This is a genomic window from Vibrio sp. D401a, from assembly GCF_030248515.1.
GTDB classification, from domain to species: domain Bacteria; phylum Pseudomonadota; class Gammaproteobacteria; order Enterobacterales; family Vibrionaceae; genus Vibrio; species Vibrio rotiferianus.
In genome coordinates this window covers 246,058-266,777 of record NZ_JAHGAI010000001.1, presented here as the reverse complement: position 1 = coordinate 266,777, position 20,720 = coordinate 246,058, and the positions used below count along the sequence as shown (strand labels likewise).

Below are 20,720 nucleotides of genomic sequence, written 5' to 3'. Positions count from 1 at the left end.
GTTATCGAATGCACCTAATCAAACTCGAATTGGTAAAGAATATCGACAGCACTATCTAATCCAGACACCGCCTCGATGTACAAATCCTTCATTAAACGGTAGCGAACGGTGAACTCACCTAACGAATTGAAAATACCAACGCCATATTTCACTTGAAGGCCTGGTAAAATATAGCCACTGACCGTTACTTGAGAGTCATCACCTGAACCTGCCGTGTCCAACTGCAAGTCTTGCACACCGAATGCTTCGCCAATCTCACCAACAACTTTGCCGCTTTTTGCTAAGCTTAGACCGATTAACGTAGTAGTCATCGCATTACCGCCAGATTCCGCATCAATATCTTGACCACGTAATAAGTAAGATAATGCATTTGCTTGTGGCATCGCAGGATCAGAGAAGATTTCTACCGAAGGATCACTCGCGGGTCCCGTCACTCGAACACCTGCAGTGACATCATCTTGAGTATTATCTGGGTTACGAATTGCCTTAATAGAAACATAAGGCTGATCTGCAGGACCATTCATCATGATCTTGCCTTCTTCAATCACCAAATCTTGGCCGAATGAACGGTAAGAACCATCAATGATGTTTACTTCACCGACAATAAACGGACCTTTATCTTTTTGCGTCACGTTCAAGTTACCTTGCAGCTCACCTTTTAGACCAAAGGCTGACAGCTGAAACTCGTCACCAATTTTAATATTAATATCAGTTTCAACATTAAATGGTAATGCAGGGGTTTCATCAACTGGCTGCATGTCTTTGTTCAAGATAACCGTGTCTCTCGACACACTGACCGCACTTGGTGGCAGCTCATCAATCAAAATGCGCCCCCAAGGTAAGTTAACATTCCCCTCTACTTTGGCTAAAGTTGGCGTGACATCAATGGTCATATCTGGCTCAACTTTAATTTGCACCATTGGTGGCATATCAACTTTCAACTCTTTGGCAAATACTCGGGCTTTGGTGTGCCAGTTTTCTAAGTCGCTCCAATCTGCATCACCATTAATTTCAAGCTTGCCATCAGGTGTAATAATACCCGCATCTAAATCCGCTTGATGACCTTTGAAGTTAATCGCAACTTGCCCAGAGTTAATATCGATTGGCGTGACTTCACCTTGCAACTTCATCTGGTCAATCAAGAACTGACCATTCACTTTCGGATGCATCACATCACCAGACAGAGCCAGGTCGGTGTTCATGTTCGCTTTAAATAGGCTGTACTCACCGATCAGTGGTGCCAAGAAGTCTAAATGGAACGTTGATAGTGATACCTTACCATCGATAGTTGGCTTCTCTGACGAGACATCATTTAACGACACCTTCCCAGATAAATCGCCGTTATCTGTAACGTCAAATAACCACTCGGCATCCAGTTTGTCTTGGGCTAACTTAGCTTTAAGGCTGACACTGTCCCAACCGACCTTAATTGGCTGTTCTAGTGTTTGTTCTACCTGACCTTGCGGCACATCCACATTCACCGTGACTTCCGGTTTCATGTCTGGAGACCATTTTGCAAAAGCGTTGGCGTTCACTGAACCTTGCAGTTTGGTTTCGGCTGGTAAGAACTGTTTGATTTGGTCGAAATCAAAGTTAGTGATGGCTAACTTCGCTTCACCGCTCTTACCGACACTGATATCTTCACTCAAACACACACTTGATTTTGACTGTAGCCAACAGTGTGCTTGTACATCCGCAATCTGCTTATCAATATTGACTTTAACGGCCGTCGATTTCTGTAGTGCCCAAGGGCCTTGTGGCGTACTTAACGTGAGTCGGCGTAATGCACCATCCCAGATCATTTCTGGTTTCTGCTTGAAAGTGCCTTCGATTTCTAAACTACTTGAAACGATGTCTGAAACCACGTCTAGCGTCAGTTGGTGCAGTTTCTCATCGCCACTTAACTCCAAATCAGCACTATCGATTTTAATGTCATCGTAGGTAATGCTCTTCGCAACCAGACTAACATCGGCTTTTGGTGCAGGCAGAGGCGTCACATCCCCTTTTAGAGTGATGGTTTCTACCTTTGCCTGCTGTTGCCAATTCACTTGGTTAAGCGCGAGATCTAAGCTAATGTCTGGCTGCTTTAAACTGCCACGCAGTGCAACTGTACCATTCATCTTACCACCAAGATCAGGAACACTTTTTGCGAAATCGGGGAAGTTAACCTCAACATCCATCAAGATCTGTTTGTCGATCTTACCTTTTGCGCGCAAAGAGTTTGGACCATGAGATAAAGCCAAGCCTTGCGTATTAAGCCGAATGTCTTCGCCCTTTCCTGTCTTATCTGATGCCTCTAGTTGGCCTTCGATATTCAGTGGGTAACCACGCAAAATACCGTCGATGTCCAGCGTAGGTAGGCTGACTTGCCAACCACCTTGCTCAGTTAGAGAGCCAGAAGTTGATAGGCTACCACTGATGTCACCTTCCGCTTCTTTCCATTGCAAACCAGGCTGAATGTTCTTCAAATTCAGATCTGCTTGCCAGTTAATTGGTGCTGACCAGTTAGCCATCACCTTACCAGCTAACTCACCGCCTAACGTTTTGACAACGAGACTGTCCAAATCGATCTGTTCCAGAGTACCTTTACCGTCTAACACCACGTCCACATCAGGAATATCTTTACCCGAAGCCTTAGTTTCTAGCGCAACGGTATAGCCCTTTAGTGAGCCCTTGGCTGCGAGGCTAGGAACAGAAACTTGGTAATCACTCTTACCACTTAATGGCCATTGCGCGGCAACATCTTTCAGCTTGATATCAAATGGCAACTCAGGTTTGAGCGGTTGAACTTGGCCTTCAATCTTGGCTTTCACCAAGTCAGATAACGTCGCCTGCAATGATAAATCGCCAACCGAACCAGATGCAGACAGCGATAGTTTCTGACCTTTTACATCCGCTTGTTTAACCAGAGCGTCAATCTGCGCTTGAATTGGATAATCGGCTGATAATGTTACTTGAGTACTTAATTGGCCTTCCACTTCTGGCATATCAAGTTCTAGCGTTTTGACATCGACTTTGTCACCACCTGCTGTTGCTTCTAGCCCTAGATGGTGAACGACAACTGGAGTGTCGCCAGCTAATTTAAAATCATGAATATCCAGACGCTTTGCTTCAATGGTAAGCGGAATCCATACCTCAGGCAGTACAATCCCTTCAGGTTTAGCTTCTGCTGTAACTTGGGTTTTCGCGTCTTTTTGTTGATCTTCCGTAGAGTCTGGCGTCGCTTTAGCTTGCTTCTCTGCTTGCTTAGTCTTTGGCTCCGTATCTTTTGGTTGCGCTGGTTTCTCTTCTGTCGCACCTTCACTTGGTGCAAGTGCCACATTGATAGCTTTCAATGCAGTTGGAGCAATGACCAATCGGTCACCTTGCATCGACAATGCAGTCGAGAAATCTTGCCAATCAATCTTGTTACCCAAGATGTTCAGGTTGATGTCGTTAAAGCTAACGTTGTTAACAAAAATAGGAACGGGAGTACTGATTGAACGAAGCGGTGGTGTTTCTTCTTCTTGCTCTTCGTTTGAAGGCGGCAGCTCTGGCATCTGGAAGTTTACACCTTGCAGTGACAACTCATCCACACACACTTTAGGATCGAAGAAGCAACGGAAATTAATCGCTAGCGTTAAGCTTTCCACCTTAGCATCAACATGGAGAGACTCATCCACAAAGCTGACGTTATGCAGCGCAAAACGTGGGAATAGCGAACCTTGAATTTGCTCGACTTTAAGCTGCGGTAACGCTTTCTCTGTCCCCCAAAGAGCCAACTTTAGACCTGGATGGGTAAACAAAATTGTGCCGACGAAAATCGCCAGCAACACAATAAGAGTCAGTAGGCCGATTGAGAACCATTTCGTCCACTTCAGAGTTGTTTTGATCATAATTCAGGCCCCAAAGAGAAGTGGATGCGGAAGTCATTCTTAGGCACAGCATCTAGGCCCCATGCGAAGTCAAAACTCACAGGACCAACAGGAGAAGCCCAACGGATACCAACACCGGCACCTGCTTTCCAATCAGGGGTCTTATTGAATGCATCACCGTAATCGTAAAAGGCAGCTAACCACCAATTGCCATAGACACGATATTGATATTCCAACGTGCTGGTCGCAATGTACTTAGCACCCGTCAAAGCGCCACTCTCATCAACTGGTGAAATCGACTCATAGCCATAACCACGAATATTGTTATCACCACCAGCGAAGAAACGCAGCGATGGCGACAGTTTTTCAAGTTCATCGGTAATATTTGCCCCGCCCTCTAGGCGTAACAAACCACGATGATTTTCTCCAATACCGCGAATCCACGATGTACGCCCTAGTAGTCGCAACACTCGAGTGTTAGACAACACCGCGGGATCACCGTACTCGATAGTCACGCTTTGTTTATCTCCCCACATTGGCATATTTCCGCCACGAGTTCGGGTTCTTGAAAAAGACGCCCCAGGAAGGACAAACTGTACACCGTCTTCTTGCAAGCCTTGAGAGTAGTTTTCATACAAGTGACGTACGTACAGAGTCTTATGCCAACCACCATCGGTAATCCAATGGCGCTCCACTGCCAGGTTTGATTCCAAACTCTCCGTATCACGGTTATCAAGACGCTTTAAACCGAACTGAAGTTGGTAGTACTCGTGCAATACATCATCAAGTGGGATTTTATAACCTGCGGTGACAGTTTGCTCTGGCTTAGACAGGGAAAGTGCAGTGTCGAAACTATGGCCTCGTGCACTCACCCACGGTTTTTTCCACTTTAATGTCCCGCGGACACCAGTATCGGTTGAATAACCAATACCCGTTTCAATTTGGTTTTTCGCAGCAGGAGCGAGGGACACTTTAATCGGTAAATCTCGTCCATCGTCAAGCTGAGTTAAATCTGGTTCAACAAACACAGATGAGAACCAATCAGTATTGGACAAGTTTTGATTGTATTGACCGACCTCTGAAACTAAATAGGGTTCCCCCTCCTTAAACGGGCGAAGTGACGCCACACGCTCTTCCCAGATTTGGCTACCCGTAATTTCCACTGAACCAAAGTAGTAGCGGATACCACTGTTGTAATGTAAGCGTACATTCGCCTCATTAAGCTCTGGAATGACTTCAAGCTTACTAAGCTCAAAATCACCATTAAAATAACCACGTTGCAGCGCCAAATTACGAATGCTTGATTTCAGAGAGTCATACTCTCCTTGGTTTAGGATACGGCCCACTTTGAGCGGTGACTTATTGAGCAGCTTAGTAAACTCTTCATCTTGATTCGCTTCACCTGATATCACCACGTCCATGACTTTGATTCTGACAGGTTCCCCCGGCTGGACGTTAACGATCAACTCATCATTATCTTTCGTAATAGTGTATGAAATTTTCGCATGATAATAGCCGAGCGCATTGAGTGCTTCGGTGATACTTTGTTCTAATCGCGCCTGAAAACGCAAAGACGTAGAGTAATCATCTTCAGGAATGGAAGACAAATAAGCGTTCACATTATCTTCTAGCGCGCCATCAATCCCCTTTATCGTAAGGGATACATCGGCGTAAGCGCTATGAGAAAAGGCAAGTAGGCTGACAATGATCGGAGTAGCTTTTCTTATCATGCTTTTTAGCTGGACGAGGTTAAATAAACGTAAACAATAATAACGCCAAATAAAGGCTAAGTCTGTAATATTAATAGGTTTAACACGGTCTATGTCATCACAACATCATATTCAGACTGAATAGAGTTTTTCGCAAAATTAAGACATGTATTAAAGGACAAATACCATGCTCAACAAACAGACAATGATCAGTATAGAAGATGCCCTTCAGGGCCGAGAGTCACCAATGCAGATCGAGGACACGCATTTTGTAAATCAATCGAGCTTAACGGCGCAGCCAAAAACCAACCAGCAACAGCTATTACTCGGCCTGGGATGTTTTTGGGGAGCTGAACGTCTTTTTTGGCAACTCGATGGCGTACTCTCAACATCGGTCGGTTACGCTGGCGGTTATACGCCAAACCCAACTTACGAAGAAGTGTGCACCGGCAAAACTGGCCATACCGAAGTAGTACGCGTGGTATTTGATGAACGCGTGATTTCTTTAGAGCAATTGCTGGCGGTATTCTGGGAAAAACACGACCCGACTCAAGGAATGCGTCAGGGTAACGACTTAGGAACTCAGTACCGCTCTGCTATTTATACTTACTCGCAAGAGCAACAGGATGCAGCTGAAAAATCAAAAGCTCAGTATCAACAAGCACTACAAGAAGAGCAGCGCTCGACCATTACGACCGAAATTCAGCCAGCTGGACCATACTACTTTGCAGAAACCTACCACCAGCAATACCTAGCGAAAAACCCAAACGGTTACTGCGGCTTAGGTGGCACAGGAGTCTGTTTCCCACCGAGTCTCGAAGAGTAGCGACAACAAAAAAGAGCGACTAAAGTCGCTCTTTTACAATTTTTGATTTTAAATTGGGAGAGAGAGAATCGCTTGATTTACTTCTCTAAAAATTGAAAGATGTTGCGGATTTTTGACGTCTGGCAGTAACACTTTTCCATTATCAAAACGAAACTCGCCCACACCGACTATTGAGAACTGACCTTTAAACAAAGTCTTAACGAAACGCGCCACCTGACGTGGACGGTACACAGCAAACTCACGTAGCATAACTCACCTCAACATCCTTTTGAGAAAACACCAATTGCTCTTTCCTGGCAATCTTTATGCGCAATTTGCGACTGAGTTCATTCTAACAAAAATCCTCACTATCGCAACTATTTTGCATATCGTACGTTAAATAATTGTTATAAATGGTTCTACATTTTTATTCACTGTAAGTATATACTTGGAAAGTCTCACAACCCATACGGAACATAACAATATGAAAACTAAGACTCTCCTCCCGATTTTTTTTGCTCTTGCGCCAAGCTTAGCACTTGCTCACAACCTCTCAATGGGGGAAAGCGTCCCTACCGTTAAGGTTGATGCTTACGGAGAGATCGTAATGCAAGGTGAAGGGGTAGCCTACCAACCTTGGGCAACACAACAAATGCTAGGTAAAGTCCGTGTCATTCATGCAATCGCAGGACGCAGCAGTTCAAAAGCAATGAACGCGCCGCTAATGACCGCGCTAACTGAAGCGAAATTCCCAGAAGATGCTTACCAAACGACAACCATCATCAACCAAGATGATGCGGTTTGGGGTACCGGATCATTTGTAAAATCATCAGCACAAGACAGCAAACAAGAATTCCCTTGGTCATCAATGGTACTTGATGAAAATGGCGTGGTGGCAAACACTTGGGCTTTGCAAGAAGAGAGTTCTGCAATCGTAGTGCAAGACAAGCAAGGTAAGATCTTGTTCGTCAAAGAAGGCGCTCTAACCTCTGATGAAATCAACCAAGTACTTGCTTTGATCCAAGAAAACATCTAATGCACCTCAGCTCCTTGCAGACAATAAGCAAGGAGCACCTCCCCTCCATGAACGTAAGCTATTATTTCACATAAGATAATTTCTCTAGTCGCAACAAAAGAGTGAACTTTTAGCGAAAATGGGTGTTATATTATAACACCAGGTATCGTTTCAGGTTTTAAGATGTCTCCTCGCTGGCAAGTAACCACACATCATTGGCGTCGCACTGTTGTATTACTCAGTGTTGCGTTACTGCTTGCGTGGAACTTTGCCACCATCGCACATCAACTTGATCTCATTCCAGAGCACCATAGCCATCATCATTGCCAGATGTTTGCTGGCTCACATCATGGCTTGGCTAAGGCTCAACCAGAACTTCTCCCCCCAACTTACCAGCGTTCGACGTATTCTGACTGTATCGAAACACAGTTTAACGTCAGTGATGTACGCTACACTGCGCGTGCACCGCCTATATTTGCCTAAACTTAAGAAGCCCCCATACTAGAAATTAAACGGGTTGCTAACCCTATGATTTAAAAAGCAACCAAACAATACATTAAGCAAATTAGGAAAAGATAATGCCTTCTAAACACGCTCTAGCTCTTGTTATCGGACTATCACTAACAGCAACTGCAAACGCAGAGGAATACCGTCAACACGAAGCGCATGTGCACGGTCATGTAGAATTCAATATTGCTCAAGATGGTAAAGACCTGCTGATTGAAATCACTTCTCCAGGTGCAGACGTTGTTGGCTTTGAGCACGCACCAGAAAATGCAGAGCAAGAGCAAGCACTTAAACAAGCGATTGCTGCGCTAAAAGATACAGGCAAGCTATTTGCTATCAACAAACAAGCGAAATGTGTGATTGAAGATGTTCACGTATCTCACACACTTAGCCAAGACTCTCATGAAGGTCATGATCACCACGACCATGAAGGCCACGATCATGATAAACATGACCACGATGGGCATGAACACGACAAACATGATCATGAAAAGCATAGCGAGCATGAGCATGATGAACACGCACATGATGACCATCACGATCATGAAGGCCATGAGCATCACGACGAGCACGAGGGTCACGATCATGAACACGGCGGCCACGGCGAGTTTACGGCTGAATATCGCTACCACTGTGATTCAGTTGCTGACCTAAACAGCATTGATACCACTTGGTTCAAACTGTTCCCGGCAACAGAATCAATCAGCGTTAACTTGTTCACTGACACAACTCAGTCTGCGACCAACCTAAGCAAAGACAACACTAAGATCGCAATTAAATAACTTATATGGCGTGTAAGTAATCACTTACACGCCATTGCTTTGGTGATTTATTATGACTGAAACCACGTCAAACGTTGTTGAGCTGCATAATGCCCAGTTTGTCTGGCCCGGCTCAGAAAACGCAACCATCCATATCCCACAGTTACACATTGCTCAAGGCGAGCATGTATTTATCAAAGGCCCGAGCGGCTGTGGTAAATCAACTCTGCTTGCTCTGTTAACAGGCATCAATACACTCACATCCGGTTCACTGTCGGTATTAAATACTGATATTGCTAGCCTAAGGGCAAGTCAAAGAGACAAATTTCGTGCCGATCACATTGGCTATATCTTCCAACAATTCAATTTGTTGCCTTATCTAAATGTGATAGAGAACGTCCTAATTCCATGTCAGTTCAGTAAAGTTCGCCGCGACCGTGTTGCTCTCAATGCTTCAATAGCATCACTGGAAGAACAAGCAACAACACTACTAGAGCGTTTACGTTTACCAAAAGAACTGCATGACAAACCCGTTTCGGAGCTGAGTATTGGCCAACAGCAACGTGTCGCTGCGGCACGAGCACTAATCGGTCAACCTGAACTGGTGATTGCCGATGAGCCAACATCCGCACTGGACCATGACAACCGCAAAGCATTTATTGAACTACTAATGGAGCAAGCCAACCTTGCCAATGCCACGCTGGTTTTTGTCAGCCATGACCCAACTCTAGAATCTTTGTTCGACAGAACACTTAATCTGCCTGATATCAATCAAGCGAAGACCCTAGGAGGCGAATCATGAGTGCCGTTGTAAAGCTCGCTTGGAAAAGCCTGATGAACCGCAAAGCGACGGCCATTCTCACCATCATGACCGTCGCAATTTCGGTTGTCCTTTTGTTGGGAGTTGAACGTATTCGAACCCAAGCAAAAGACAGCTTCGCTAACACCATTTCTGGCACAGACTTAATTGTCGGAGGTCGCTCGGGGCAAGTGAATCTGCTGCTGTACTCAGTATTCAGAATCGGCAATGCCACCAACAATATTGACTGGAAGAGTTACCAAGAGTTTGCTCACCACCGCGCTGTAGACTGGGCAATTCCAATCTCGTTGGGTGATTCGCACAAAGGCTTCCGAGTCATGGGGACCAACCACAGTTATTTCGAGCATTACAAGTACGGAAGTAAGCAACCACTAACCTTCTCTGAAGGCAAAGAATTCAATGGCTTATTTGAAACAGTTCTCGGTTCTGACGTTGCGAAGCAGCTCGGCTATAACATCGGCAGCGAAATCATCATTGCCCATGGCATCAGTGATGTTGGTTTTAGTCGTCACGATAATTTGCCATTTAAAGTCGTCGGTATTCTGGAGCCTACAGGTACGCCCGTTGATAAAACCGTACATGTATCGCTCGAAGCGATTGAAGCAATTCACGTTGGTTGGGAAAGTGGAGCACGCTTAGGACCAACCCCAAAAGCAGAAGACCTCAAAAGCAGAGACTTCCAACCTAAGCAGATCACCGCCATGTTGGTCGGCTTGAAGTCACGCATTCAAACTTTTGCTCTACAAAGACAAATCAATACTTATCCAAAAGAGCCACTCAGCGCCATCATACCAGGTGTCGCTTTGCATGAATTATGGGGCATGATGTCGGTTGCAGAGCAAGCGCTGATGGCGGTCTCTGGCTTTGTGGTCGTCGCGGGCTTGCTTGGGATGCTGAGTAGCCTACTGACAAGCTTACAAGAGCGCCGCCGTGAAATGGCAATACTACGTGCTATGGGCGCACGGCCAAGACATGTCTTTTCACTACTGATCAGTGAAGCAAGTTTGCTGACTTTTGCAGGCATCATTACTGGTGTAGCTGGTTTGTATTCCATACTTGCCCTATTGCAACCGATAATCCAACAAAGCTATGGTATACATCTTACATTAACGGCGCTCTCTCCTTACGAGTGGATGCTACTTGGCTTGGTACAATGTGCCGGTATTGTGATTGGCTTCATCCCTGCATTCCGCGCTTACCGACAATCGCTCAGTGATGGGATGACAATAAGGATCTAGTAAAAATGTGGAAAAAAATACTCGCTAGCTGCTTGCTAGTGATTTCGTTTACTGCGCCAGTCATGGCCAGTGATGAAGCTCTGACACTTGATTGGATAGATCTTGTACCAGAAGCTGAACGGAAAATGTTTGATAGTGTGGGTATGCCAGCCTCCGATCACAGTGGTGGTGCGGCACAACAGTCAAAGATTGGCAATGTTCGTTCGGAACTGAACGGTAGTGAGGTGAAGATTCCTGGCTTCGTGATCCCTTTAGAAGGCGATGCGAATACAGTGACAGAATTCCTACTGGTACCGTACTTTGGCGCTTGTATCCACGTTCCGCCGCCACCGCCAAACCAGATCATTTATGTAAAATTCCCGAAAGGAGCCCCAGTGCAGGAGCTTTGGGATGTCATTTATGTGGTGGGAACGTTAAAAACCGAGACCATTGAACATGAGTTGGCAGAAACTGCCTACGTGATTGAAGGCTCATCAATCGAACCCTACGATGACATGTAACTGTCTGCTTGATTAAATAAATACACTAGGCGTCGGTTCGGCGCCTTTTTTATGCCTGCTGTTTATACTATGTAACGAGATAAATACGCTAACACGCCAACATACAAAACCAAAAGTAGCGCTATCGACAGGTGTTTTCTCAGTTTGCTTGCGTCTGAATATTTCATCACCCCTCCAAAATAACGATAACAATTTTAACAACTCATTATCATTTTGAATAGTCCTTATTCTGTCAAAATCCGGACATGTCTCTCTGGTCGCACAACATTTATCGGTGTAAATTGACAAAGGCATAAAACGCAAGTTCTTGGTAGGGCATCAGCATATGGCAGAATCCATCAAACAACCCGTCGTCATCGAGCACGATGCGAGTTCCTCAACTCATCAAGCACACGATAAAAAATCAAGCTACATCAAAGACAGTGCAAGTCGAGTTCAAACAATTGCACAGACCTATGGCTTAGATGCGTTATTACAAAGCGATCCACCGGCCAAGTCTGCAATAGAACGAGCCCAACTACGAGAACAAAGACGACAAGAGCAAAGACAAAAGAATCTAGAACAGATATTAAAGCTTGCTCATACATCGTGTCGGGATGAGACCGCAGGGGATCCAGACCAAGATTGGTTATATCGCTTCTTTGATATGGCACAAGATATACATAACAGCTCAATGCAAAAACTCTGGGCTCAAGTATTAAAACGTGAGGTAACCAACCCAGGCTCAACATCAATGAAAGCGCTCAAAGTGCTGAAGGACATGACACCTAAAGAAGCACAAATTCTCCAACGAGCATCTTCATTAGCCTGTAGCTTTGGGGGAGATAACAGCCGTAAACTTCTTATTGGATATAAAGCGCATGGTGGCATATTCAGTTTTGGTAAACGAGATACGACCAACAGTCTGAATATGGGGAGCTTCCAGCTTCCTTATTCGAGTTTGCTAGTGTTGATTGAATTGGGGCTACTGCACAGCACCGAATTAGAGTCTGGAGAGATTGGCATTGAAACGCCGTTAATGCTCACGTATCAAGGCAAGAACTTGTCACTACAGGTGAACACAAAAGGTGTGCGCCTGCTGTACTACCGCTTTACTCCAACAGGCAATGAGTTGTGTAAGCTACTTGGCAACAAAACTAACAGTCAGTACTACGATCAGATGTTAGCGCTTTTAAATCATAAATTTAGTGTTCATAGCGAAGCGAAACCTACGGTAAATCACACTGTTTAGTACAGCAAAAAGAGCTTTTGGTCACCTATGATCCAAAAGCTCTTTGAACTGCACAACAACTTTTTGGCCACCTATGATCCAAATGCTTTTTTATCGGATCACGCCGCGTTGTTTAAGGTCGATTAAACACAACTCCACCAGCTCTTCGACACTCTTTTCGCCCGCAGGCAAGTCAATTTCTGGGTTTGCTGGTGCTTGGTATTCTGAGTCAATACCGGTGAAATTAGGAATTTCACCTGCGCGTGCTTTTTTGTACAAGCCTTTCGGATCACGGTCTTCACACACTTCCAAAGACGCATTGACGAACACTTCAATAAACTCACCCTCAGGCAGTAGATCACGCACCAATTGACGCTCAGCGCGGTGAGGAGAAATAAACGCTGACAAAACAATCAACCCCGCATCTGCCATCAGTTTTGCTAACTCACCAATACGGCGAATGTTCTCGCGACGGTCTTGCTCAGAAAAGCCTAAATCGCTGCACAAGCCATGACGCACATTGTCGCCATCGAGCAAATAAGTGTGATAACCCAATTCAGCTAAGCGATTTTCCAATGCACCCGCCACCGTTGATTTACCCGCACCCGATAGCCCAGTAAACCAAAGTACCGCAGGCTTCTGCTTTTTTAATCCAGCACGAAACTGTTTATCAACCGAGTGCTGATGCCAAACGATGTTTTCATCTTTTACCGGAGTTTCGGCAGTCATAACGTATCCTTGTAAATTTAAAGATTAAAACGGAAAGAAGACCGGAATCAGCGTCAGTACTAACACTGAATACACGATGGAAATCGGCACGCCAATTCGCACATAATCGGTCAATTTGTAATTCCCTACGCTGTACACCAACAGGTTGGTTTGGTATCCGTAAGGAGAAATAAAGCTGGCACTGGCGCCAAACAGCACCGCCATTATGAAAGGCATTGGGTCAACGCCATAACCTACCGCCATACTGTAGCCAATAGGGAAAGACAGCGCCGCCGCTGCATTGTTGGTCACGAGCTCAGTTAACACCAAAGTCATGATGTAAGTGGCGACTAAAGCGCCAAACACGCCCCAGCCATTAAAGGCTTCGATAAACATATTGCCCATACGCACCGACAAGCCGGATGAAATCATCAATTGCGCAATAGATAACGCTGAACCCACAATCACCACGATATCAATTGGGAAGCGACGACGAAGTTCGGAAAGCTGAATCACGCCAAAGGCAAGTAGCGCAATCAAATACGCCGCCAGACCTTTGATAATAGGTACGAGTTCCAGCAGTGCACAGCCAATCACGGCAGCAAAGCCAAACAACACCAAGGCAGATTTGTTGGCATCCAAGCGTGCACTCGAATCCAGATCGTTCACCAACACAAACTCTTTTCGATGCGCGCGGCGTTCCGTCTCAAAGCGCTTACCGGGAACCAAAACTAACGTATCACCCGCAGCTAAGGTAATGTTGCCTAAGCCACCTTCAAGACGCTCATGGCCACGACGAATTGCTACGACAACGGCATCGAAGCGATCACGGAAGCGACTCTCTTTAAGTGTTTTATGGCAGAAAGTCGCCGATGAACTCACCACCACTTCCATAAAATTCTGACCATTGAGGTGTTGATGGCCAAACAACGTTAAACCAGGGATTTCCTGTAGCGTCGCCACGCTCTCTACATCGCCACAAAACAGCAGTCGGTCTTTGGCATTGAGGACAAAGTCAGGTCCGACCGACGGAACACTGACACCATCGCGTATCACTTCAGCCAAGAATAGTTTTCTCAGTGCGCGTAAGTTGTTTTCCGTGATAGTACGTCCAACCAATGGCGATCCCGGTTCAACTCGAGATTCTAAGAAGTAAGGTAAATCTTCTTGGCTTTGGTCATCATAGTTTGGCAATAAATAACTCAGCGGAATAAGAATAAGTACTCCGCCCACCAGCACCGCCAAACCAATCATAGTCGGAGTAAAGAAGTTCAGGCTTGGTAAGCCCGCATCCTCAACAAAGCTGTTGATGATTAAATTGGTCGAGGTACCAATTAGCGTCAGCGTGCCACCAAAAATCGCCGCATAAGAAAGGGGAATTAAAAGCTTAGAAGGCGCGTGCTGTTGGTTACGTTTTATCGCACCAATTAATGACACCACCACCGCTGTATTGTTAGTGAAAGAAGAAAGCAAAGCAGTAGAAAAGCCTAGTTTGGCAATAACACTACCAAGATTACCTTCAGAAATACTGCGACTGACCCAACTAATTAATAACGTTTTTTCTAATGCGCTTGATGCAAGAATTAATAGCACTAAAGTCAGAAGTGAAGAGTTAGTAAAGTTTGCCGCAATGGTATTGAGCTCTAACATACCAGCCATAAAAGCAATAAAGGCAGCGCCAGCAAACACATAACTTGGTTTAAGTTTGGTTACGAGTAAACAAGTGATAATGCCAAGCAAAATCGCTAATACAAATCCTTGTTCCCACATAGCCAATCCTTACCAATAAACCCAATACGGGCACAACAACTCGTGCAAACTTAGCTGCACGGAGTGACAAACGAGTAACCAGACAAAAAAGCAAAGCAAGCGAAAAAGAACGCCAGAATGCTCGGTTTCTTGGGCTTCCGGAGCATCCTGGATTCGGGGGAAATCAGCCTGACGGGTTTCGCAACCCCATCAGGCTTGATGAACCAAATTACTTCTTCAGTAACAGGCTTAGGTCTTTAGCTTCCCAGTGTGGGAAGTGCTTACGAACGAGAGCATTGAGTTCAAGCTCGAACGCAGAAACATCCGCAAGACCACGCTCAACAGCAGCCAAGCTTTCTTTCACCATGCCCGCACCAACTGTCACATTGGTTAGACGATCGATGATGATGAAGCCGCCGGTATCAGCACAATCTTGGTAGTTATCCAACGCGACAGATTCGTTCAGCGACCACTCACACAAGCCAATGCCGTTAAGCGGCAACTCCGCTGCGCCGTGAGTCGAAAGGTTGTTGATGTCGTACTGGTGACGAATCGCTTCAACGTGACCCACCGTCTTCTTACCAGCAATCTTAATGTCATAATCACGACCCGGTTGCAGCGGTTGCTCTGTCATCCACACAACGTCAGCCAACAAGTGGTTGGTTGATTCTACTTGCGCATTTTCCAGTACCAATAAATCACCACGACTGATGTCGATTTCGTCATTCAGAGTCAAGGTCACAGCCAGACCTGCTTGTGCTTCCTGTACATCACCATCAAAAGTCACGATACGTGCTACGGTTGAGGTTTTACCTGATGGCAGCGCCTTAATCGCATCACCTACTTTCACTGAGCCTGATGAAATCGTGCCCGCAAAACCACGGAAATCGAGGTTAGGACGGTTTACATACTGAACAGGGAAACGGAAGTCGCCTTCGCCTTTCTCGTGGTCAACGTCAACAGTCTCAAGTAGCTCAAGCAGAGATGGACCTTCGAACCAGCTTAGGTTCTGTCCTTTCTCTACTACGTTGTCGCCTTCTAGCGCTGACAACGGAATGATTTGGATATCCGTCTCACCCGCTAGGTTCTCTGAGAACTGTAAGTATTCATCGCGGATCTCTTCAAAACGTTCTTGTGAATAATCCACCAAGTCCATTTTGTTGATCGCTACAACGAAATGTTTCAAACCCAGTAGGTTAGAAATGAATGAGTGACGACGCGTTTGGTCCAACACACCTTTGCGTGCATCAACCAGAATCACAGCCAAATCACAGGTCGATGCGCCTGTTGCCATGTTACGCGTGTACTGCTCATGCCCAGGTGTATCAGCAATGATGAACTTACGCTTCTGCGTCGAGAAGTAACGGTAAGCCACATCAATGGTGATGCCCTGCTCGCGCTCTGCTTGTAGACCATCTACCAGCAATGCCAAATCTGGCTTTTCACCCGTGGTGCCTACGCGTTGGCTATCCGAGTGAACTGCCGCTAGCTGATCTTCATAAATTTGTTTTGAGTCGTGGAGTAAGCGACCGATTAGGGTACTTTTACCATCATCTACCGAGCCACAAGTCAGGAATCTAAGTAACGACTTGTACTGGTGTTGTTTTAAATAGCCTTCAATACCAAGCTCGGCTAACTGAGCTTCAACTGCACTGTTCATTATCTTTCCTTAGATCCTTTAGAAGTAACCTTGACGTTTCTTAAGTTCCATCGATCCTGACTGATCGTGGTCGATCGCACGACCTTGGCGCTCACTTGAGGTTGCCACCAGCATTTCTTCGATGATGCCTGTTAGCGTGTTTGCTTCAGACTCAATCGCGCCAGTCAGTGGGTAACACCCCAAAGTACGGAAACGTACACTCTTCTCTTCAATCACTTCACCTGGTTCTAGCTCCATGCGGTCATCGTCTACCATGATCAGCATGCCATCGCGCTCCACAACCGGTCGCTTGTCTGCAAGGTACAGAGGCACGATCTCGATGTTTTCTAGGTAGATGTATTGCCAGATATCCAGCTCAGTCCAGTTTGAAAGTGGGAACACGCGAATGCTCTCCCCCTTGTTTACTTGACCGTTGTATGTTTTCCAAAGCTCCGGACGTTGGTTTTTCGGATCCCAGGTATGGTTCTTATCACGGAATGAGTACACGCGTTCTTTTGCACGAGACTTCTCTTCATCACGGCGTGCACCACCGAATGCTGCATCAAAACCGTACTTGTTCAGAGCTTGCTTCAAACCTTGAGTCTTCATGATGTCAGTATGCTTTGAAGAGCCGTGCACAAATGGGCTACAACCCATTGCTAGACCTTCTGGGTTCTTATGAACCAAAAGCTCAAAGCCGTATTTCTCAGCGGTACGATCACGAAACTCTATCATCTCGCGGAATTTCCAATCCGTATCTACGTGCAGTAGTGGGAATGGAATTTTGCCTGGGTAGAAGGCTTTACGCGCAAGATGCAACATGACTGATGAATCTTTACCAATCGAATACATCATGACTGGGTTATCGAACTCAGCAGCAACTTCACGGATGATATGAATACTCTCCGCTTCGAGCTGTTTAAGGTGAGTTAAACGTTGTTGGTCCATGTTTTGTCTTTCCTTTTTAAGCTTGAAGGCTCATTAGTCCCTAATTTTTTGTCTGAAATTATATGGAGCTGGCAATAGCACTTTTGTTGAATTCAGTACTAGACAAAAACCAGTCCAACTTTTGAGATAGACGCACAACTTCGCCGACAACAATCAAAGACGGAGCTTGAGCTTCTTTAGATAATTCAGATAGTTGAGAAAGTTCTCCGGTGAAAACTTTTTGCTGGATTTGCGTACCGCGCTCGATGATGGCGATAGGGGTTGAGGCTGCCCTCCCATGTTTGATGAGCTGATTCTGAATATAGTGTGATTTCATGAGCCCCATGTAGATCACTAAAGTCTGATTCCCACGAGCTAGTGTCGACCAGTCCATGTCGTCACTTTCTTCTTTCAGATGACCGGTGACAAACAGTGCTGATTGCGCGTAATCACGATGCGTCAGCGGAATTCCGGCATAAGCGGTCGCACCTGCAGCGGCAGTAATGCCCGGAACGACTTGGAAACGCACGCCGGCGTCTGCCAAGACTTCCAACTCTTCACCACCACGGCCAAACACAAATGGATCGCCACCTTTAATGCGTACCACTTTGTAGCCTTGCTTAGCAAAATCCACCAGCAGTTGGTTGGTCTTCTCTTGCGGCACACTGTGGTGACCCGCACGTTTACCAACGCATACCAAAATGGTTTCGCTTGGGATTAACGCCATGATCTCGTCAGACACTAGATAGTCGTATAGCACAACGTCAGCTTGTTGCAGGCAGTTAAGCGCTTTAAGCGTTAATAGCTCTGGGTCGCCCGGACCTGCACCGACAAGGGCAACTTCACCCGGTTGAAGAGATTGTTTGCTGAAACGGGGAAGATCAGCAGCTTGGTTATTCGAAACCAGCCGAGGCTTATTGATTGGGAGAGTCGTTACTGAATCGTTCACTGCCATGTGCTTGCTCATCATCCATTGATATCGGTATGAGCAGCATTATGGCTGGCTGGCTATATTACCTGAAATTCTAAAATTTCATTTTTTATTCAAAAAACTGCTAAGAAGCTTTGGTTTGGTCTCATTCTAATTTGCACAAAAAGCAAACACACTAGAATATTGTTAGGCTATTTCTTATCTAATTATCACAATTTTCTCTCCAGCAATCGTTTCGTCACATAAAAGTTTGTTACAGTACGCCACACTTCCCTATCCCATTAAATTGGAGCACTTCATGAAAATGGCTGTTAATCCTCTATCCGTCGCAGTTTTGGGTGGCATGTTAGCACTTGCTAGCCCAGCAATGGCGGACACCATCAAGTTACGTATTATCGAAACCACCGACATTCACACCAATGTGATGGATTACGACTACTACAAAGACCAACCTTCGCAACAAATTGGTTTTAGCCGTGCAGCAACACTGGTAAAGCAAGCTAGTGAAGAAGCCGTGAACAGTGTTTTGGTCGACAATGGCGACTTGATTCAAGGCAGCCCAATGGGCGATTACATGGCAGCGAAAGGGATTAACGCTGGCGAAATCCACCCTGTATACAAAGCGATGAACCAGTTGGATTACGATGTGGGTAACATAGGTAACCACGAATTCAACTATGGTCTTGAGTTCCTGAAAAACTCTATCGACGGTGCAAACTTCCCTTATGTTAGTGCTAACGTTTTCGACAAGAAGACAGGTGAGCACTACTTCAAACCTTATCTCATTAAAACGCACACGTTCAAAGACACTGATGGTCAAAGCCACGAAATCAAAGTGGGTTACATCGGCTTCGTACCACCGCAAATCATGGTATGGGATAAGAAGAATCTAGAAGGAAAAGTCTTCGCTGAAGACATCACTGAGACAGCGAAAAAGCTGGTTCCTCAGATGAAGAAAGAAGGCGCAGACGTGATTGTGGCGATCCCACACTCAGGCATTTCGACTGACCCATACAAACTAGGCGCTGAAAACTCGGTTTACTATCTCACAGAAGTGGAAGGCATTGATGCGATTGCATTTGGTCACTCTCACGCCGTGTTCCCAGGTAAAGACTTTGCCAAGCTGCAGGGTGTCGACAACGCAAAAGGCACAATTAATGGCGTAACCGCAGTCATGCCAGGTCGCTGGGGTAGCCACGTTGGCGTAATGGACTTGATGCTGAAAGAAAAAGATGGCAAGTGGCAAGTGGTTGAAGGTCAATCTGAAGCGCGCCCTATCTTCGATAAAGCTAACAAGAAATCTTTGGCAGAAGCCGATAAAGGCATCGTGGATGCACTTGTTGATGACCATAAAGGCACACGTGAATTCGTCAACCAGCCAATCGGTAAAGCAAATGATGTGATGTACAGCTTCCTAGCGCTTGTACAAGATGATCCAACGATTCAAATCGTAAACCTAGCGCAGAAAGATTACGTGGAACGCTTTATCCAAGGCGACCCAGATCTTGCAGATATTCCTGTATTGAGCGCAGCGGCACCATTTAAAGTCGGCGGACGTAAAGACGATCCAAATGGTTTTACAGAAGTAGAGTCAGGTCAGCTGACTTTCCGTAATGCCGCAGACCTTTACCTCTACCCGAACACGCTAGTAGCAATGAAGGTTAAAGGCAAAGAAGTTCACGAATGGCTAGAGTGTAGCGCAGGTCAATTCAATCACATTGATGTTAACAGCAATAAACCTCAGTCTTTGATCAACTGGGATAGCTTCCGTACTTACAACTTCGATGTGATGGATGGTGTGAACTACCAAATCGATGTTACTCAACCGCCGAAGTACGATGCGGATTGTAAAGTGATCAACCCAGATTCACAGCGTATCGTGAACCTGACTTACAACGGTAAGCCAGTTGATCCAAAACAAGACTTCATCATCGCAACTAACAACTACCGTGCTTATAGCGCAACCTTCCCAGGCACTGGTCCGGATTTCATCGCGTTTGATTCTCCAGACGAGAACCGCTCAGTAGTTGCCGCTTACATATCTCGCATCAGCAAAGAGCAAGGTGAAGTAACACCAAGCGCAGATAACAACTGGTCTTTCGCACCAATCAAATCGGACAAAAAACTTGATGTTCGTTTTGAAACCTCACCAAGTGATAAAGCCGCGCAGTTCATCAAAGAGAAAGGGCAATACCCGATGAAACGTGTCGCAACTGACGAAGTTGGTTTTGCGATTTACCAAATCGACCTGAATAAATAAGGCAAGTTTGACAGTGATTTCAAGCGGCTCTCATGAGCCGCTTTTTTGTTATCAGTAAAAACCGTTAGAATGAGGAAAACCGTTTCT

Annotated in this window: 17 protein-coding genes; 9 read left to right on the top strand and 8 right to left on the bottom strand. The window is 45.6% G+C overall.

What is annotated here, in order from left to right; all coding sequences use genetic code 11:
* Positions 1 to 14: 14 nt before the first annotated feature.
* Together KIV41_RS01270 and KIV41_RS01265 are read right to left on the bottom strand one after the other, a co-directional pair.
* Complete coding sequence (locus KIV41_RS01270) at positions 15 to 3,875, bottom strand: translocation/assembly module TamB domain-containing protein (protein ID WP_252041538.1); 3,861 nt, start codon at positions 3,873 to 3,875, stop codon at positions 15 to 17.
* A complete protein-coding gene (locus tag KIV41_RS01265; RefSeq protein WP_045386407.1) occupies positions 3,872 to 5,584 on the bottom strand; it encodes an autotransporter assembly complex family protein in 1,713 nt (570 codons plus the stop codon). Before KIV41_RS01265 ends, KIV41_RS01270 begins: the two co-directional genes overlap by 4 nt.
* A gap of 166 nt (positions 5,585 to 5,750) precedes the next feature.
* Between KIV41_RS01265 and msrA the strand changes: the two genes are divergently transcribed.
* Positions 5,751 to 6,389 (top strand): peptide-methionine (S)-S-oxide reductase MsrA, encoded by a 639-nt coding sequence (gene msrA, locus KIV41_RS01260; protein WP_045386406.1) that lies wholly within the window; start codon positions 5,751 to 5,753, stop codon positions 6,387 to 6,389.
* Between the two features lie 48 nt (positions 6,390 to 6,437).
* Here the strand turns inward: msrA and KIV41_RS01255 are convergent, their stop codons facing one another.
* On the bottom strand, positions 6,438 to 6,638 hold the full coding sequence (locus KIV41_RS01255; protein WP_010445417.1) for a DUF1107 domain-containing protein: 201 nt from the start codon (positions 6,636 to 6,638) through the stop codon (positions 6,438 to 6,440).
* Between the two features lie 214 nt (positions 6,639 to 6,852).
* On the opposite strand from KIV41_RS01255, the gene KIV41_RS01250 reads away from it, so the two are divergent.
* The 7 genes from KIV41_RS01250 to KIV41_RS01220 all read left to right on the top strand — a co-directional run bounded on the left by KIV41_RS01250 (position 6,853) and on the right by KIV41_RS01220 (position 12,440).
* Complete coding sequence (locus KIV41_RS01250; RefSeq protein WP_010445415.1) at positions 6,853 to 7,404, top strand: YtfJ family protein; 552 nt, start codon at positions 6,853 to 6,855, stop codon at positions 7,402 to 7,404.
* A 162-nt stretch (positions 7,405 to 7,566) separates the two neighbouring features.
* Positions 7,567 to 7,866 carry a DUF2607 family protein gene (locus KIV41_RS01245; protein ID WP_010445413.1) on the top strand — a complete coding sequence of 100 codons (300 nt, stop codon included), beginning with the start codon at positions 7,567 to 7,569 and terminating at the stop codon, positions 7,864 to 7,866.
* A 95-nt stretch (positions 7,867 to 7,961) separates the two neighbouring features.
* Positions 7,962 to 8,672: a DUF2796 domain-containing protein gene (locus KIV41_RS01240; RefSeq protein WP_045386405.1), complete on the top strand. Its 711-nt coding sequence runs from the start codon at positions 7,962 to 7,964 to the stop codon at positions 8,670 to 8,672.
* Positions 8,673 to 8,724: 52 nt separating this feature from the next.
* Positions 8,725 to 9,453: an ABC transporter ATP-binding protein gene (locus KIV41_RS01235; protein ID WP_010445409.1), complete on the top strand. Its 729-nt coding sequence runs from the start codon at positions 8,725 to 8,727 to the stop codon at positions 9,451 to 9,453.
* Entirely contained in the window at positions 9,450 to 10,709 is a 1,260-nt protein-coding gene (locus KIV41_RS01230; protein ID WP_285335545.1) for an ABC transporter permease, read from the top strand. Before KIV41_RS01235 ends, KIV41_RS01230 begins: the two co-directional genes overlap by 4 nt.
* Positions 10,710 to 10,714: 5 nt before the next feature.
* Positions 10,715 to 11,209, top strand: a complete 495-nt coding sequence (locus KIV41_RS01225; RefSeq protein WP_045386403.1) for a DUF3299 domain-containing protein — start codon at positions 10,715 to 10,717, stop codon at positions 11,207 to 11,209.
* A 325-nt stretch (positions 11,210 to 11,534) separates the two neighbouring features.
* Positions 11,535 to 12,440 carry a TIGR03899 family protein gene (locus KIV41_RS01220; protein ID WP_010445404.1) on the top strand — a complete coding sequence of 302 codons (906 nt, stop codon included), beginning with the start codon at positions 11,535 to 11,537 and terminating at the stop codon, positions 12,438 to 12,440.
* Between the two features lie 90 nt (positions 12,441 to 12,530).
* Here the strand turns inward: KIV41_RS01220 and cysC are convergent, their stop codons facing one another.
* The 5 genes from cysC to cobA all read right to left on the bottom strand — a co-directional run bounded on the left by cysC (position 12,531) and on the right by cobA (position 18,397).
* On the bottom strand, positions 12,531 to 13,148 hold the full coding sequence (gene cysC, locus KIV41_RS01215) for an adenylyl-sulfate kinase (RefSeq protein ID WP_020196529.1): 618 nt from the start codon (positions 13,146 to 13,148) through the stop codon (positions 12,531 to 12,533).
* Positions 13,149 to 13,172: 24 nt separating this feature from the next.
* Positions 13,173 to 14,897, bottom strand: coding sequence for an SLC13 family permease (locus KIV41_RS01210; RefSeq protein WP_010445401.1), 1,725 nt, complete (start codon positions 14,895 to 14,897; stop codon positions 13,173 to 13,175).
* A gap of 208 nt (positions 14,898 to 15,105) precedes the next feature.
* Entirely contained in the window at positions 15,106 to 16,536 is a 1,431-nt protein-coding gene (gene cysN, locus KIV41_RS01205; protein ID WP_005450536.1) for a sulfate adenylyltransferase subunit CysN, read from the bottom strand.
* A gap of 18 nt (positions 16,537 to 16,554) precedes the next feature.
* Complete coding sequence (cysD, locus tag KIV41_RS01200) at positions 16,555 to 17,463, bottom strand: sulfate adenylyltransferase subunit CysD (protein ID WP_005450539.1); 909 nt, start codon at positions 17,461 to 17,463, stop codon at positions 16,555 to 16,557.
* A gap of 58 nt (positions 17,464 to 17,521) precedes the next feature.
* Positions 17,522 to 18,397, bottom strand: a complete 876-nt coding sequence (cobA, locus tag KIV41_RS01195) for a uroporphyrinogen-III C-methyltransferase (protein ID WP_045402724.1) — start codon at positions 18,395 to 18,397, stop codon at positions 17,522 to 17,524.
* Between the two features lie 274 nt (positions 18,398 to 18,671).
* On the opposite strand from cobA, the gene cpdB reads away from it, so the two are divergent.
* On the top strand, positions 18,672 to 20,633 hold the full coding sequence (gene cpdB / locus KIV41_RS01190; RefSeq protein WP_252041530.1) for a 2',3'-cyclic-nucleotide 2'-phosphodiesterase: 1,962 nt from the start codon (positions 18,672 to 18,674) through the stop codon (positions 20,631 to 20,633).
* Positions 20,634 to 20,720 lie beyond the last annotated feature (87 nt).

What these genes read in the sequence shown, in the direction of transcription:
- KIV41_RS01240 (WP_045386405.1), top strand. Translation starts at nt 7,962, where the DNA reads ATGCCTTCTAAACACGCTCTAGCTCTTGTTATCGGACTATCACTAACA.
- KIV41_RS01250 (WP_010445415.1), top strand. Translation starts at nt 6,853, where the DNA reads ATGAAAACTAAGACTCTCCTCCCGATTTTTTTTGCTCTTGCGCCAAGC.
- cysN (WP_005450536.1), bottom strand. Translation starts at nt 16,536, where the DNA reads ATGAACAGTGCAGTTGAAGCTCAGTTAGCCGAGCTTGGTATTGAAGGC.
- msrA (WP_045386406.1), top strand. Translation starts at nt 5,751, where the DNA reads ATGCTCAACAAACAGACAATGATCAGTATAGAAGATGCCCTTCAGGGC.
- KIV41_RS01245 (WP_010445413.1), top strand. Translation starts at nt 7,567, where the DNA reads ATGTCTCCTCGCTGGCAAGTAACCACACATCATTGGCGTCGCACTGTT.
- cpdB (WP_252041530.1), top strand. Translation starts at nt 18,672, where the DNA reads ATGAAAATGGCTGTTAATCCTCTATCCGTCGCAGTTTTGGGTGGCATG.
- KIV41_RS01225 (WP_045386403.1), top strand. Translation starts at nt 10,715, where the DNA reads ATGTGGAAAAAAATACTCGCTAGCTGCTTGCTAGTGATTTCGTTTACT.
- KIV41_RS01210 (WP_010445401.1), bottom strand. Translation starts at nt 14,897, where the DNA reads ATGTGGGAACAAGGATTTGTATTAGCGATTTTGCTTGGCATTATCACT.
- KIV41_RS01220 (WP_010445404.1), top strand. Translation starts at nt 11,535, where the DNA reads ATGGCAGAATCCATCAAACAACCCGTCGTCATCGAGCACGATGCGAGT.
- cysD (WP_005450539.1), bottom strand. Translation starts at nt 17,463, where the DNA reads ATGGACCAACAACGTTTAACTCACCTTAAACAGCTCGAAGCGGAGAGT.
- cysC (WP_020196529.1), bottom strand. Translation starts at nt 13,148, where the DNA reads ATGACTGCCGAAACTCCGGTAAAAGATGAAAACATCGTTTGGCATCAG.
- KIV41_RS01265 (WP_045386407.1), bottom strand. Translation starts at nt 5,584, where the DNA reads ATGATAAGAAAAGCTACTCCGATCATTGTCAGCCTACTTGCCTTTTCT.
- KIV41_RS01235 (WP_010445409.1), top strand. Translation starts at nt 8,725, where the DNA reads ATGACTGAAACCACGTCAAACGTTGTTGAGCTGCATAATGCCCAGTTT.
- KIV41_RS01230 (WP_285335545.1), top strand. Translation starts at nt 9,450, where the DNA reads ATGAGTGCCGTTGTAAAGCTCGCTTGGAAAAGCCTGATGAACCGCAAA.
- KIV41_RS01255 (WP_010445417.1), bottom strand. Translation starts at nt 6,638, where the DNA reads ATGCTACGTGAGTTTGCTGTGTACCGTCCACGTCAGGTGGCGCGTTTC.
- KIV41_RS01270 (WP_252041538.1), bottom strand. Translation starts at nt 3,875, where the DNA reads ATGATCAAAACAACTCTGAAGTGGACGAAATGGTTCTCAATCGGCCTA.
- cobA (WP_045402724.1), bottom strand. Translation starts at nt 18,397, where the DNA reads ATGGCAGTGAACGATTCAGTAACGACTCTCCCAATCAATAAGCCTCGG.